The following is a 13,042-nucleotide window of genomic DNA, read 5'->3' as shown; positions in this document are numbered from 1 at the left end:
CGTCCGAGGCTCGGCGGACCCGGAGCGGTTACTGACGGCCCGCGTCGGCGCGGACATCCAGGTCGAGGTCGGTCACGGCGTGCGGCTGGAGAGCTCACCGCTCGGACGCCCGGTGGTCGCGGCCGGTGCCTGGCAGGGCGACACGTTCCTCGCCGACGTGCGATCACCGCTGATGACGCGGCCGGGCAACGCGTCGACGGGCCGAGCGCGCTGCATGACGCCCTCCCTCAGCGCCTACCTCAGCGTGGCGCGGATGGACGAGCGGGCCGCGTCGAGCACCGTGCGTGCGGTCTCGACGGTCAGCCGGGTCACGGCGTCGCGCGCGTCGGCACGGCGCAGCTCGGCACGCAGGTCGTCGCGGAACGCCTGGACCATCGCCTCGACCTCGCGGCGCGCGCTGTAGGAGCCCGCCCGAGCCGCGCGAGCACCACCGCCCTCACGGCTCCCGTCGGCGTCACGCCGCCGGGTGCGCGCGTCCTGGGCCGCGAGCGCGAGCTCCGCCCGCAGCCCGTCCATGGACGACGCCACGTCCGCCCGGAGCGACTCGGCGCGCTCGCGCACGGTCGCGTCGATCCCGGCCTCGAGCCGTGCGACCTCGTCGGAGCGGGCGTCGAGCTCGGCGCGCCCTGCGTCCGTGAGCGTGTAGGGCGCGGTGCGGCCCGCCTCGGTGCGCCGGACGAGGCCCTCCTCCTCGAGCCGCGCCAGCCGCGGGTACACGGTCCCGGCGCTGGGCTTGTACGTGCCGCCGAACCGGTCGGAGAGGGCGGTCATGAGGTCGTACCCGTGCCGGGGCGCCTCGCCGAGCAGGACGAGGAGGTAGAGGCGGAGCTCGCCGTGCGCGAAGACGGAGACCATCAGGCGTCCGCCGTCCGGCCGCTGAGCACCGTCACCGCGCCCGACACGGTGTTGATCGTGGCCTTGCTGTCGCCGCCCGCGCGCCGGTCGAGGACGACGCCCTTGTGCCGGACGTCGGTGTGCTCGGCACCGTCGACGACGACGCGTCCGGTGGCCGCGTTGAGGCGCAGGGCGAGCTCGTCGGCGTCGGGCACGCGGAGCGTCACGTCGGCCGACACCCCGGAGAGCGTCGCGGTGCGCGGTGCGACGGTCAGGTCGGCGAGCAGGTCGCCCGAGACGGTGCTCGCCTCGAGCACGGGCACCGCGCCGGAGACGGTGAGCGGGCCGCTGACGCTCGACGCCTTGACGTCGCCGGTGTGGTCGCGCACGACCATCTCGCCGGAGACGGTGCTGACCTCGAGCTCGCCCTCGCACTGGTCGACGACGACCGGTCCGGACACGGTCGACGCCTTGATCTTCCCGCGGATGCCGGCGACCAGACCGTCCGCCTTCACCACCCCGAGGTTCACGGCGACGTCGGCGGGCACCGTGATCTGCACGTCGGCCCGGTCGCGCCCGCGCTGCCCGAGGTGCGCGACGAACGACCCGCGGTACCCGACCTTGAGCTTGCCGTTCTTGCTGGACACCTCGACGGGGTGCCCGTGCACGTCGTGGACCTCGACGCGGGCGCCCGGCCCGTCACCGGCGACCACGTCGACCCGTCCACCGACCAGGCCGACCTCCAGCGCCGTGACCGGCCCGCCGACCGGTACGGTCCCCTCGTCCTTGATGCTCCACACGTCCTGGCTCACGACGTTCTCCCTCGGTGCTCGACGCGCGACCCTGCGTCACGCGATATATCTCGTCTTCGGAAACACGTTATATCGCGTTGGCGCACAAGGCAACCCCTCCGATGTGGGACGATGGGACAGACCCCCGTCCCGCACGAAGGAGACCACCATGAGCAAGCGCGGTCGCAAGCGTCGTAGCCGCAAGGGCAACGCCGCGAACCACGGTCGTCGGCCCAACGCCTGACACCCCCTGAGCACGACGGACCCCCGGCCCTCTCTCGAGAGGACCGGGGGTCCGTCCGTTCGTCAGGCGGCGGAGCCGTCAGAGCGGAGCCGTCAGAGCAGGGGCGCCTCGCCCGCCGACAGCGTCGTGACGGTCGTCGTCCGCGTCACCGTGAGCTGCGCGCGCACCCGCGCCCGCAGACCCTCGGGCGCCTTGTCCGCGCACGAGCGCCGCAGCACCTGGCGCACCAGCTCGTCGAGACCGAGCTCGGCGAGGCACGGCGAGCAGTGCGCCAGGTGCGCGCGCATGCGCTCCGCGTCCTCGGGAGTCATCTCCGAGTCCAGGTACTCGTACAGGTGCCCGACCACGTGGTCGCAGCTGTCGTCCCCCGTCGCGTGGGGGATGGGTTCGATGTTCACGACTCGCCTCCGGGGGTGCTGGCCCCCACCATTCCTCGGTCCTTCGCGTAGTCCGACAGCAGCTCGCGCAGCTGTCGGCGACCACGGTGCAGACGGGACATCACCGTCCCGATCGGCGTCCCCATGATCTCCGCGATCTCCTTGTACGGGAAGCCCTCGACGTCCGCGTAGTACACGGCCATGCGACGGTCCTCCGGCAGCTCCTGCAGCGCGCGCTTCACGTCGGAGTCGGGCAGGCGGTCGAGCGCCTCCGCCTCGGCCGAGCGCAACCCCTGCGACGTGTGCGACGCCGCGCGCGCGATCTGCCAGTCCTCGACGTCCTCCGCGTTCGACTGCAGCGGCTCGCGCTGCTTCTTGCGGTACGTGTTGATGAACGTGTTCGTCAGGATCCGGTAGAGCCACGCCTTGAGGTTCGTGCCCGGCCGGTACTGGTGGAACGCGGCGTACGCCTTCGCGAACGTCTCCTGCACCAGGTCTTCCGCGTCCGACGGGTTGCGCGTCATGCGCATCGCCGCCGCGTACAGCGGGTCGAGGTACACGAGCGCGTCGCGCTCGAAGCGCGCGGCGCGGGCCGCGTCGTCCTCGTCGGACGGCGCACGCTGGGTGTCGTCGTCGGGGGCCTCGTCCTGCGTGGAGTCGCTCATCACGCCCGAGCGTAGTCCGAGGGCGTCGCCGACGCGCCCGTGCCGGGCCGGGCCCGACAGGTCGACGGTGAGCGCCGGGCCGGTCGTCGGGCGGGCGCTGTCGAGCACGGTGCATGTCACGTGGATGGAACCCGGCGACCCCACCGGTTCATTCCCGGACCCGCCCGGGGGGAGGCTCGCGGTGGACACGGCCCCGCCGCTGGCGCCGGGACGCGGGGTGCGCGACGCTGGGACCTGCACGTCGACCTGCCGAGGAGGCTTCCCATGCTGCTGCGCCACGTCGCGCGTCCGCTGCTCGCCGCACCGTTCGTCCTGGACGGGCTCGACGCCGCACTGAGGCCCGCGCGGCACGTCGTCGCCGCCGAGGCGACCGTCGAGAAGCTGTCCGCGCGGGTCCCGTCGGTGCCCCCCGTGTCGCGCCGGAACCTCACCCTCGCCGTCCGGGTGCACGGTGCGGTCACGGCCGTCGCCGGCCTCGCGCTCGCGTTCCACAAGTCGCCCCGCAGCGCGGCGCTCCTGCTCGCCGCGCTCACGGCCCCCCTCGCGATCGCCGACGAGCCGTTCACCGGTCGGCCCGAGACCCGCCGCGACCGCGCCAAGCCGTTCGTGCACGACCTCGGGCTGCTCGGCGCCGCGCTCCTCGCCGCCGCCGACACCGAGGGACGTCCCGGCGTGGTCTGGCGCGTCCGGTCCGCACGTGTGCGCCGCCACGCCGTGCACGACGCGGTCGCCGAGGCCACCGCGGAATGACCTCACCAGGCGGACGCAGAACGCGGGCGTCTGCCTCCCAGGACGTCCTCCATGGACGTCACGGCGGCCCGGCCGGGCGCTCGCCTAACCTGGGACGATGAGCACGCAGCCGACCCTCCCCGACCCGACCTCGGAGCACGCCGAGACCCCCGCCCGGGCCGGGAGTGCCCAGAGTGCCGGCCTGACCACCCGGACGGACGACGTCCGCGCCTGGGACGCGCCGGTGGCAGCAGGACCGCTCGACGCGAGCGTCGTGGTCCCCGGCTCGAAGTCCCTCACGAACCGCCTGCTCGTCCTCGCCGCCCTCGCCGACGGCCCGAGCGTCCTCGACGGCGCGCTGCGGAGCCGCGACACCGACCTCATGGCGCAGGCCCTGCGGGCGCTCGGCGTCGACGTCCGGGTCGGCGAGCGCTCCGACGGGACGGACGACCCCGCCCGCCTCGAGATCACCCCGGGGCCGCTGCGGGGCGACACCGAGGTCGACTGCGGGCTCGCGGGCACCGTCATGCGCTTCCTGCCCGCGGTTGCGGCGCTCGCCGACGGCCCCGTCCGGTTCGACGGCGACGAGGGCGCGCGCGTGCGACCCATGCGACCCGTGCTCGACGCGCTGCGCGGCCTGGGCGTCCGCATCGACGACGGCGGGCGCGGCACGCTGCCCTTCACGGTGCACGGCCACGGTGCCGTCCGCGGCGGTGCGGTCGACGTCGACGCGTCGGGGTCGAGCCAGTTCGTCTCCGGGCTGCTGCTCGCCGCCGCGCGGTTCGACCAGGGCCTGCGTCTGCGCCACGTCGGACCGACCCTCCCCAGCCTCCCGCACATCGACATGACGGTCCGCGTGCTGCGGGCCGCGGGCGTGGCCGTCGACGACAGCCGCCCCGGCATCTGGGAGGTCGCCCCCGGCCGCATCGAGGCGCGCGACCTCGTCGTCGAGCCCGACCTCTCGAACGCCGCGCCGTTCCTCGCCGCGGCGCTCGTCGCGGGCGGCACGGTCCGCGTCCCCGGGTGGCCGACCGCGACCACCCAGCCGGGCGCGCTCGTCCCCGAGATCCTCGAGCGCATGGGCGGCCACGCCACGCTGTCGGACGGCGTGCTCGCCGTGACCGGCGACGGGACCGTCCGCGGCATCGACCTCGACCTCACCCCCGCGGGCGAGCTCGCACCGACGATCGCGGCGCTCGCCGCGCTGGCCGACTCCCCCAGCCGCCTGCGCGGCATCGCGCACCTGCGCTGGCACGAGACCGACCGGCTCGCCGCCCTCGCGAGCGAGCTGACGCGTCTCGGCGCGCGCTGCGAGGAGACGCGCGACGGGCTCGTCATCACGCCCGGCGCCCTGCACGGCACGACCTTCCGCACGTACCACGACCACCGCATGGCGACGTCCGGGGCGCTCGTCGGCCTGCGCGTGCCCGGCGTCGCGGTGGAGAACGTCGGGACGACCGCCAAGACCCTCCCCGGCTTCACGGACATGTGGACGGCGATGCTGGGGGCCGGGCCGCAGGGCGCCGGGGGCGCGGGCGCGTGAGCCGCCTCCCGGACGAGTCCGACTTCCGCTCGCGGCCCTCGCGCCGCGGCACCCGCCCGCGCACCAAGCAGCGCCCCGCGCACGAGCACGCGGTGACCGGCATGGTCACGGGCGTCGACCGCGGCCGGTACACGCTGCTCGTCGACGAGGACGGGCCCGACGAGCGCGTCGTCCTCGCCATGAAGGCGCGCGAGCTGAGCCGCGACCGGGTGGTGTGCGGCGACCGGGTGGACGTCGTCGGCGACGCCTCCGGCGAGAAGGACACGCTCGCGCGGATCGTCCGCATCGGCGAGCGCGCCACGGTGCTGCGGCGCACCGCCGACGACACCGACCCCTACGAGCGGATCGTCGTCGCGAACGCCGACCAGCTCGTGATCGTGACCGCGCTGGCGAACCCGGAGCCGCGGACCGGCCTCATCGACCGTGCGGTCGTCGCGGCCTACGACGCCGGGATGGACGTCCTGCTCTGCCTCACCAAGGCCGACCTCGCGAGCCCCGACGAGCTGCGTGGGCTGTACGAGCCGATCGGGGCACGCGTCGTCGTGACGCACCGGACCGCCGACCGCGAGATCGTCGGGCTCGACGCGGTCCGTGCCGAGCTCGCCGGGCGCACGTCCGTGCTCCTCGGCCACTCGGGCGTCGGCAAGTCCACCCTCGTCAACGCCCTCGTGCCCGACGCCGGCCGCGCGACCGGCCACGTGAACGACGTCACCGGCCGCGGCCGCCACACGTCGACGTCCGCGGTGGCGCTGCGCCTGCCGGGCGACGCGGGGGCCGGGTGGGTCGTCGACACGCCCGGCATCCGGTCGTTCGGCCTCGCGCACGTCCAGGTCGCGGACGTGCTGCGCGGCTTCGACGACCTCGACGAGGTCGCCGCCGAGCGCTGCCCGCGCGGCTGCACCCACCTCGCCGACGCGCCCGACTGCGCGCTCGACGAGTGGGCTGACGAGTCCGACGACGCCGCGGTGCGCGACGTGCGCCACCTGCGCCTCGACTCGTTCCGGCGTCTCGTCGCCGCCCGCAGCGTGTCCGACCGCGACTGAGCCGCCCGGGCGCCGCCGTCCACTACGGTGACGGACATGACCCGCTACGACGACGACCTGCGGCTGGCGCACGTGATCGCGGACCAGGTGGACCAGCACACCATGTCCCGGTTCAAGGCCCAGGACCTGCGCGTCGAGACCAAGCCGGACCACACGCCCGTGTCGGACGCCGACCGGGACGCCGAGCGGATGATCCGGTCGACGCTCGAGCGGGCGCGCACGCGTGACGCCGTGCTGGGCGAGGAGTTCGGCGCGACCGGGTCGTCGCCCCGCCGCTGGGTGCTCGACCCGATCGACGGCACCAAGAACTTCGTCCGCGGCGTGCCCGTGTGGGCGACGCTCATCGGCCTGCTCGACGGCGACGAGGTGGTGGCCGGGCTCGTGTCCGCGCCCGCGCTCGGGCGCCGCTGGTGGGCCGCCAAGGGGTCGGGCGCGTGGACGGGCAAGTCGCTGTCCGCCGCGACCCGGCTCCAGGTCTCCGGTGTCTCACGCCTCCAGGACGCGTCGTTCGCGTACTCGAGCCTCACCGGGTGGGAGGAGCGCGGCCGGCTCGACGCGATGCTCGACCTGCACCGGTCCGTGTGGCGCACGCGTGGCTTCGGCGACTTCTGGTCCTACATGCTCGTGGCGGAGGGCGCCGTCGACGTCGCCGCCGAGCCCGACCTCGAGCTGTACGACATGGCGGCGCTCGTGCCGATCGTGACCGAGGCCGGCGGCCGGTTCACCGGGCTCGACGGCGCCGACGGGCCGTTCAGCGGCAACGCGGTCGCGTCCAACGGCCTGCTGCACGACGCCGTGCTGGACCGCCTCGGGGACGCCTGACCCGGCAGCCGGTACCGGGGTCGGTCCAGGACCGGTCCGGCGGTCAGTCCTCGTCGCGGTCGCCCGTCGGGATCCTCCGGACCTCCGACCAGTCGTACCAGAGCAGGTCGCGGTCCACGACGGCCTGGAGCGCCTCGTCGAGGTCCGCCTCCGCGACCGAGCCCACGGCCAGCACGTCGGCCGCGGCCTCCGGCTCGTCCACGTGCACGCACACGACCTGCGCGTCCACGGCGCCCTGCACGTCGACCGCGCTCTCGGCGACGTCCTCCTGGGCGTCGGAACGCCCGACGGCGTCGTCCGGCACCTCGACCGTGATCACGACGCGCAGCGGCGCGACCTGACCTCCCAGCACCAGACCGAGCGAGTCGTCGACGGCAGCGAGCCACGCCGCGTACTCGACACCCTCGTCGTCCTCGTCGGGCAGGGACACCGTCAGCGCCGACGTCACGGCGTGCGCGCCGCGCGGGCCCACGGCCCAGGTGGCGCGGTGCGCGGTCACCTGCACCGCGTCGAGGTCGTCGCTGGTCGCGGGCACGTAGAGTCGCATGCCCTCAGTGTGGCCCGTCAGCGACCCGGCACCATCATCGGCGCGCCCGGCGAGCCCTGCCCGGGCGCCCACCCCGTCGCAGGAGCCGCCGACCGGTCGACCCGGTCGGCCCGCACGGAGCCGAGCGTCCCGGTGACCCGGACCGCGAGGTCCGCGAGCGCGGACCGGCACGCCGAGCCCGGCACGTGCTCGGCGTGCGCCTTGCCCGCCAGGAGCGCGCGGTCGCACGCGGCCGGGTCGTCCGGGACGACGTGCGCGTCGGTGACGCCGGCGTACCGCGCGAGCACCTCGCGCACGGCCTGCGCCGGGCGGGGTCCGCAGACGGACGCGCGCACCCGGTTGACGACGACGACCAGCGGCACGGTCACCAGGGCCTGCATGTCGCCGATCCCCCGGACGAGCCGCTGCACGCCCACCGGGTCGGCCGCGCCCACCACCACGACGACGTCCGCGGCCGCGAGCGCCGACAGGGTGGCGCCGTTGCGCTGCGGTGCCCGCGTGTCGTAGGTGAGCAGCTCGTCGCTCTCGAGCGCGAAGCCGCAGTCGACCACGGTGACGTCCGCGACGCCGCGCGCCTTCTCCCACACGACGTCGAGCGCCACGGCCGAGACCTCCGGCCACCGCGCGGCCCGCGTGATGCCGGTCAGCACGCGCAGGCCGGGTGCCACGTACGGGCACGTGCCCGCGAGCGACACCTCGTCGAGGACGCCCTGCGACGCGGCGCGGGCCGCCGCGGCGAGCCCGGCGGACTCGTCCAGGAGCCCGAGGACCTGCGCGACGCTGCCGCCGTAGGTGTCGGCGTCGACGACGAGGGCCTCCGTGCCGCGGCCACCGGCCTGTCGCCGTGACCGGGCCCCCACGCCGGCGAGCTCCGCGGCGAGGTTCACGGCCACGGTGGTGCGCCCCGGCGCGCCGTGCGGTCCCCACACGGCGACGACGGCACCCCGGGGGCGTGCGACGACGGGCGCGGGAGGTGCGACGGGCAGGGCACGCTGCGGCCCTTGCGCGACGTCGTGCACCACGTCGGACAGACGGGTCACGTCACCACGCGGCACGCACCGGTCGACGCCGAGCGCGTGCAGCCGCTCCTCCTCACCGGGCAGGCCCGGGTCGACGAGCACGACGACACGGACGCCCACGGTCCGGAGTGCGGCGACCGCGTCCCGGTCGAGCCCTGAGAGGTCGCCGGACACGACGGCGACAGCGCCGAGGCCGGCACCCGCCGCCCCGAGCAGCTCCGGCAGGTCGGCGCAGCGCCGGGCGAGCCGCGTGCCCCGTCCGGTCCCGAGGGCGGTCGCGACAGCCGCCTCGTCCGCGCCCCGCACCGCGCACAGGACGGCCGTGGGCTCCCCCGTCATGATGTCGCCGGGACGAGCGTGACGTCCCCGTCGGCCTGGAGCGCCGCCAGGACGGCCGGCAGCGCGCCCTGCGGCACCAGCACCTGGACCGTCGTCGTGCCTCCGACGACGATCCCGCCGCCGTCGTCGACCTGCTGGACCAGGGCGTCCTTCGCGACGCGTCGCGGCCGGTCGGAGGAGGCGGCGGTCCCGGAGCCCGAGTCGGAGTCGGAGTCGGAGTCGGCGGAGTCTTCGGTCCCGCCGACCGCGCTGCGCGTCCCGTCGGGGACGAACCACAGGTCGACGGTCGCACCGACACGTACCCGGTCGGACAGCGCTCCGTCGACGGGCACGGGGACGGCGCGCAGGTCGACGTCGCCGGCGGCGCCGAGCGCCTCGCGGGGCACGAGCTCCCCCTGACGCACGACGGCGACGACCACCTGGCCCTCGGCCGGGGCTGCCGCAGGGCGCAGGTAGCGGTCGCCCGCGCTGCCGAGGTTCACGTCGAGGACGCGCAGGTCGGCCTGCGCGACCACGTCACCCGGGACGAGGTCGTGCGCGGCGACGTACGCGGGCGTGGTGGTGCGCGCGGCCGAGACGACGGCGGCTCCTGCGGCGACCGACCCGGCGACGAGCACGAGCCCGACGAGCAGCCGGGGGTCACGCCACGACGGCCGGCGCAGGCGGGCGGCGACGGGAGCGGGTAGCGGGTCGTGGAGCGACGTCATCGGCGGGCCTCCGAGCGGGTGCGGGCGACGACCGCCGGGCGGCGGTCGCAGGGGACGGCGAGGCGGTGCAGGGCAGGGCTGTGGACGGCGCGAGCGGTGGCCGGTGCGCGTGGCACACTCGGCGCATGGCCCCACGGTTCCTCACGCTCGCGGACGTCACGGAGATCCTGAACATCTCCACGTCGCAGGCGTACTCGCTGGTCCGCTCCGGCGACCTCCCGGCGATCCAGGTGGGTGGCCGGGGCCAGTGGCGGGTCGAGGCGAGCGTGCTCGAGGACTACATCGCCCGCATGTACGAGCAGACCCGGGCGCGTGTCGTGGACGGAAGCCTGTAGCACTCAGAGCACCTCGCTCACGCAGAGGATCCGCGCGAAGGGGATCGTCGTCCCCAGGTCCCCGGGCCGCTCCGCGCCGGCGTCGAGGTCGAGGTGGTCCCGACCGACGCGGGCCACGCGCCCGACGGGCGCGCCGGCCGCCGTCCGGACGCTGACGCGGACCCGGTCCCGCGCGAGCGCACGGAGGGCGTGACCGAGCCCGAGCCGACGCTCGACGGCCGACCCCGCGGTCGCGGCGTGCGGGGTGCGCTCGACCCAGGCGACCGCGGCGACCGGGACGAGCGCGCGACGCGGCCCGTCCGCGAGGTCGACCCACTCGTCCGCGCCGCCGACGACGTGGCCGCGCTGGCGCGAGCCGTCCACGAGGACCAGCACGATCTCACCGCGGGCGGCACGGATGCGGTCGGCGAGGCTGACGCCTGCCTGCTCGGCGCGCGTCAGGTCGTCCGCGCGGGCTTCCCGCTCGGCGCGGGAATGGGCGGCGAGCTGCGCTTCCATGTCGTCGAAGAGCGCGTCCCATCGCATCGGGACAGGCTGCCGGATCGTGGCGCTGCGCGCGACGTTCTGTCCACATATCGGTCGTTCCCTTGGCACTGGTCCGATCTCTCCCCTACGTTGTCCAACAACGTCGTGTGACGTCAAACGACATCAAACACGATCAAAGGCGCGACGAAGCGCTTGTCCACCGGGGGGATGGCGATGAGCAGGCACGACCCGACGCACGACGCACCGCACCACGTCGGCAGCACCGCACGCCCGGAGTCCCGGACCGACGCCGGGCAGGGACTCCGGAGCGAGGCCCGGTCGAAGGGCCGTGCGAGGGCCCGGTCGAGGGCCCGTGGGACGCTCTCCGTGCTCACGCTGCTCGCCGGCGCTGCAGCCGCCGGGCTGACGACCGCCGCGGCACGGCTCGTCGACACCGGAGCCGGCCGGGCCGGGCTCGCCGGTGCCCTCGACCTCCTCGGGGTCGACGGCACCGTCGAGCTCGTCGTCGTCGCCGCGGGCGCTCTCGCCGCCCTCCGTCTCGCGCTTCACGGCCTGCTCGGCCTCGTCGCCCTCACCGTCGGGGAGCCGGGCTCGACCGGTCCGGACGTCAGGGCCGGCCACCCCGGAGGCGGTGCCGCGTCACGGGGGCGTGGGACGGGACACGCACGCCGCCTGCTCGTCCGCGCGGCGGCGGACCACGGGCCCGTGCTCGTCCGCAGGATCGTGCACCGCGGGCTCGGCATCGGTGTCGGCGCCGGTGTCGCGGCGAGCCTCGCGATGTCCGGAGCCGGCGCAGCCCCGCTCCACACTCCGGGCACGACTCACGTCGTCGGCGTCGCGAGCACCGTCGCGGCTGACGCCGGGCTCCACGGCGACCGGTCCGGGGCCGCGGTCGACGACGCCGCTCCCGGCCCGCTGGACCTCGGGTGGCACCGCACGGTGGCCGGCCCGAGCGACGACCAGACCGGCACCCCGACAGCCGCGCCGACAGCCGTACCCACAGCGAGGCCGGCGAGCGTTCCGGCGGCCGCACCGGCGGGCTCCCCCACCGAAGACCTGACCGGAAGCGTGACCGGAAGCGTCACCGGGCCGACGGCGACGGCGTCATCGTCGCCGCCGGCCGACCGCCCGGACGCGCCGCGCGCGTCCCGCAGCACCGCCGGGCAGGTCGTGGTGCTCCGCGGCGACACCCTGTGGGACATCGCCGCCCGACACCTCCCGGGCGACGCGACCCCTGCGGACGTCGCCCGCGCGTGGCCGCGCTGGTACGCGGCCAACCGGACGTCGATCGGCGCCGACCCCGACCTCATCCGGCCCGGGACCGTCCTGCACGCCCCCTCCGACTGACCCGCGCGTCCACCGACCACCGACCTCGCACCGACCTCGCACCGACACAGATCGCACCGCACCCGCACCCGCACCCGCACCGACTGCACGAGGAGCCGTCATGACCGTCACGACCGCACGTCCGCGGCACACCACCGCACCGGCCACCAGCCCGTCCACCGCCTCGGCCCCGCCCACGGCTGCCCGCCGCCTGCGCGTCCGTCCCGTGGCACCGCCGCCGCGCGGTCGTCTGGCCGTCGCACCGCCCAGCGCACCGGTGCCGCTGCTGCGTCCGGGGATCGAGCCGCGTCCCGAGCCGGTCGTCCTCGACGACACGCCGTCGGAGCGGCCCGCTCCGCCGCTGGGTGACCCGACGGCGCTCGTGTGCGCGGTCGTCCGCGGGACCGTCGAGGCGTTGCGTGGCGAGCGTCCTCTCACGCAGCTCGCCCGCTGGGTGACCCCGTCGATCATGGACGCGCTGACCACCCGCGCGGCGCTCGTCCGGGGCGTGCCGCGACCGCCTGTCGCGCCGCGTCCGGTGCTGGTCCGCCGGGCGCGCGTGGTCCGGCTCGGTCCGACGTCGGCGGAGGCGACGGTCGTCGTCGACGACGTCGACCGTGTCCGCGCGGCCGCTCTCCGCGTCGAGGTGCGCCGCGGCCACTGGCGCGTGGTCGCGCTCGAGATCGGCTGACCGGGCCGACACCGACAGCACATGACGGGAGGGCCGTCACCCCGAGGACATCGGGGTGACGGCCCTCCCGTCACGCACTGTCACGTGCTGTCACGCGGTGGCACGTGTGGACCGCACAGGCGGCCCGTCGACGTTCGAGGTCAGGCCTCGTTCATGCCGTGGCAGACCTTGTACTTCTTGCCGGAGCCGCAGGGGCACTGCGCGTTCTTCGGCGTCCCGGGGAACGTGCGACCGTCACCCTCGGGCGAGCCCGCCTCGTTGTGCAGGGCGCGGCGCGCGGCGGCGCCGTCACGGCGCACCGTGGTCGAGCCGTCGTCGGCGGGCGAGGAGTACTCGAGGCGCGACGGCCGCTGCGGGGCGTCGAGACCCTTGGCGACGAGCGTCGTGCGCGGTGCGGCGACGGCCTCCTCGACGGGGAGCTCCTCGGGCGCCTCGGCCACGGGCTGGATGTCGAACGCGTCGGGGTCGGGCTGCGCGACCTCCGAGACGGCGAGCGCCTCGGCCTCGGGCGTCGTCTCGTCGTCCTGGTCGGCGAGCTCCTGGG

General features: G+C 75.7%; 17 protein-coding genes. 8 read left to right on the top strand and 9 right to left on the bottom strand.

Annotated features, from left to right (window positions below):
* Positions 1-234 precede the first annotated feature (234 nt).
* Together CLV34_RS00490 and CLV34_RS00485 are read right to left on the bottom strand one after the other, a co-directional pair.
* Positions 235-855, bottom strand: a complete 621-nt coding sequence (locus CLV34_RS00490) for a PadR family transcriptional regulator (RefSeq protein ID WP_100348338.1) — start codon at positions 853-855, stop codon at positions 235-237.
* Complete coding sequence (locus tag CLV34_RS00485) at positions 855-1,646, bottom strand: DUF4097 family beta strand repeat-containing protein (RefSeq protein ID WP_100348337.1); 792 nt, start codon at positions 1,644-1,646, stop codon at positions 855-857. Before CLV34_RS00485 ends, CLV34_RS00490 begins: the two co-directional genes overlap by 1 nt.
* A 148-nt stretch (positions 1,647-1,794) precedes the next feature.
* Here CLV34_RS00485 and CLV34_RS17310 point away from each other — a divergent pair, with 148 nt between their 5' ends.
* Positions 1,795-1,869, top strand: coding sequence for a 50S ribosomal protein bL37 (locus tag CLV34_RS17310; RefSeq protein WP_098459088.1), 75 nt, complete (start codon positions 1,795-1,797; stop codon positions 1,867-1,869).
* Between the two features lie 92 nt (positions 1,870-1,961).
* Here the strand turns inward: CLV34_RS17310 and rsrA are convergent, their stop codons facing one another.
* Both rsrA and CLV34_RS00475 read right to left on the bottom strand, forming a co-directional pair.
* Positions 1,962-2,267, bottom strand: coding sequence for a mycothiol system anti-sigma-R factor (rsrA, locus tag CLV34_RS00480; protein WP_342747187.1), 306 nt, complete (start codon positions 2,265-2,267; stop codon positions 1,962-1,964).
* Entirely contained in the window at positions 2,264-3,031 is a 768-nt protein-coding gene (locus CLV34_RS00475; protein WP_281255152.1) for a sigma-70 family RNA polymerase sigma factor, read from the bottom strand. Before CLV34_RS00475 ends, rsrA begins: the two co-directional genes overlap by 4 nt.
* A gap of 144 nt (positions 3,032-3,175) precedes the next feature.
* On the opposite strand from CLV34_RS00475, the gene CLV34_RS00470 reads away from it, so the two are divergent.
* The 4 genes from CLV34_RS00470 to hisN all read left to right on the top strand — a co-directional run bounded on the left by CLV34_RS00470 (position 3,176) and on the right by hisN (position 7,048).
* Positions 3,176-3,661 (top strand): DoxX family membrane protein, encoded by a 486-nt coding sequence (locus CLV34_RS00470; protein ID WP_100348336.1) that lies wholly within the window; start codon positions 3,176-3,178, stop codon positions 3,659-3,661.
* 97 nt (positions 3,662-3,758) lie between these two features.
* Positions 3,759-5,183, top strand: a complete 1,425-nt coding sequence (aroA, locus tag CLV34_RS16640) for a 3-phosphoshikimate 1-carboxyvinyltransferase (RefSeq protein ID WP_100348335.1) — start codon at positions 3,759-3,761, stop codon at positions 5,181-5,183.
* Entirely contained in the window at positions 5,180-6,226 is a 1,047-nt protein-coding gene (gene rsgA, locus CLV34_RS16635; RefSeq protein ID WP_100348351.1) for a ribosome small subunit-dependent GTPase A, read from the top strand. The genes aroA and rsgA overlap by 4 nt, the downstream gene beginning before the upstream one ends.
* A 36-nt stretch (positions 6,227-6,262) precedes the next feature.
* On the top strand, positions 6,263-7,048 hold the full coding sequence (gene hisN / locus CLV34_RS00455; RefSeq protein ID WP_100348350.1) for a histidinol-phosphatase: 786 nt from the start codon (positions 6,263-6,265) through the stop codon (positions 7,046-7,048).
* A 43-nt stretch (positions 7,049-7,091) separates the two neighbouring features.
* Here hisN and CLV34_RS00450 read toward each other — a convergent pair whose 3' ends face one another.
* From CLV34_RS00450 to CLV34_RS00440, 3 genes are read right to left on the bottom strand one after another with little or no spacing between them, the layout of a single operon-like run.
* Complete coding sequence (locus CLV34_RS00450) at positions 7,092-7,595, bottom strand: DUF6912 family protein (protein WP_100348349.1); 504 nt, start codon at positions 7,593-7,595, stop codon at positions 7,092-7,094.
* A 17-nt stretch (positions 7,596-7,612) separates the two neighbouring features.
* Positions 7,613-8,953 carry a CpaE/TadZ family protein gene (locus CLV34_RS00445; protein WP_245858840.1) on the bottom strand — a complete coding sequence of 447 codons (1,341 nt, stop codon included), beginning with the start codon at positions 8,951-8,953 and terminating at the stop codon, positions 7,613-7,615.
* Complete coding sequence (locus CLV34_RS00440) at positions 8,950-9,660, bottom strand: CpaB family protein (RefSeq protein WP_100348334.1); 711 nt, start codon at positions 9,658-9,660, stop codon at positions 8,950-8,952. The genes CLV34_RS00445 and CLV34_RS00440 overlap by 4 nt, the downstream gene beginning before the upstream one ends.
* Positions 9,661-9,785: 125 nt before the next feature.
* Between CLV34_RS00440 and CLV34_RS00435 the strand changes: the two genes are divergently transcribed.
* Entirely contained in the window at positions 9,786-9,995 is a 210-nt protein-coding gene (locus CLV34_RS00435) for a helix-turn-helix domain-containing protein (protein ID WP_100348333.1), read from the top strand.
* A 3-nt stretch (positions 9,996-9,998) separates the two neighbouring features.
* Here the strand turns inward: CLV34_RS00435 and CLV34_RS00430 are convergent, their stop codons facing one another.
* Positions 9,999-10,520 carry a hypothetical protein gene (locus CLV34_RS00430; RefSeq protein ID WP_100348332.1) on the bottom strand — a complete coding sequence of 174 codons (522 nt, stop codon included), beginning with the start codon at positions 10,518-10,520 and terminating at the stop codon, positions 9,999-10,001.
* Positions 10,521-10,694: 174 nt separating this feature from the next.
* On the opposite strand from CLV34_RS00430, the gene CLV34_RS16630 reads away from it, so the two are divergent.
* Both CLV34_RS16630 and CLV34_RS00420 read left to right on the top strand, forming a co-directional pair.
* Positions 10,695-11,828, top strand: coding sequence for a LysM peptidoglycan-binding domain-containing protein (locus tag CLV34_RS16630; RefSeq protein ID WP_157803639.1), 1,134 nt, complete (start codon positions 10,695-10,697; stop codon positions 11,826-11,828).
* Positions 11,829-11,928: 100 nt separating this feature from the next.
* Positions 11,929-12,498: an Rv3235 family protein gene (locus tag CLV34_RS00420; protein ID WP_100348330.1), complete on the top strand. Its 570-nt coding sequence runs from the start codon at positions 11,929-11,931 to the stop codon at positions 12,496-12,498.
* A 140-nt stretch (positions 12,499-12,638) separates the two neighbouring features.
* On the opposite strand, the gene CLV34_RS17305 is transcribed toward CLV34_RS00420, so the two are convergent.
* Positions 12,639-12,797: an SEC-C metal-binding domain-containing protein gene (locus tag CLV34_RS17305; RefSeq protein ID WP_425436152.1), complete on the bottom strand. Its 159-nt coding sequence runs from the start codon at positions 12,795-12,797 to the stop codon at positions 12,639-12,641.
* Positions 12,798-13,042: the final 245 nt, after the last annotated feature.

It is taken from the genome of Luteimicrobium subarcticum (assembly GCF_002798015.1).
In the GTDB taxonomy this organism is placed as follows: Bacteria; Actinomycetota; Actinomycetes; order Actinomycetales; family Cellulomonadaceae; genus Luteimicrobium; species Luteimicrobium subarcticum.
This window is presented reverse-complemented; position numbering and strand designations above follow the sequence as displayed.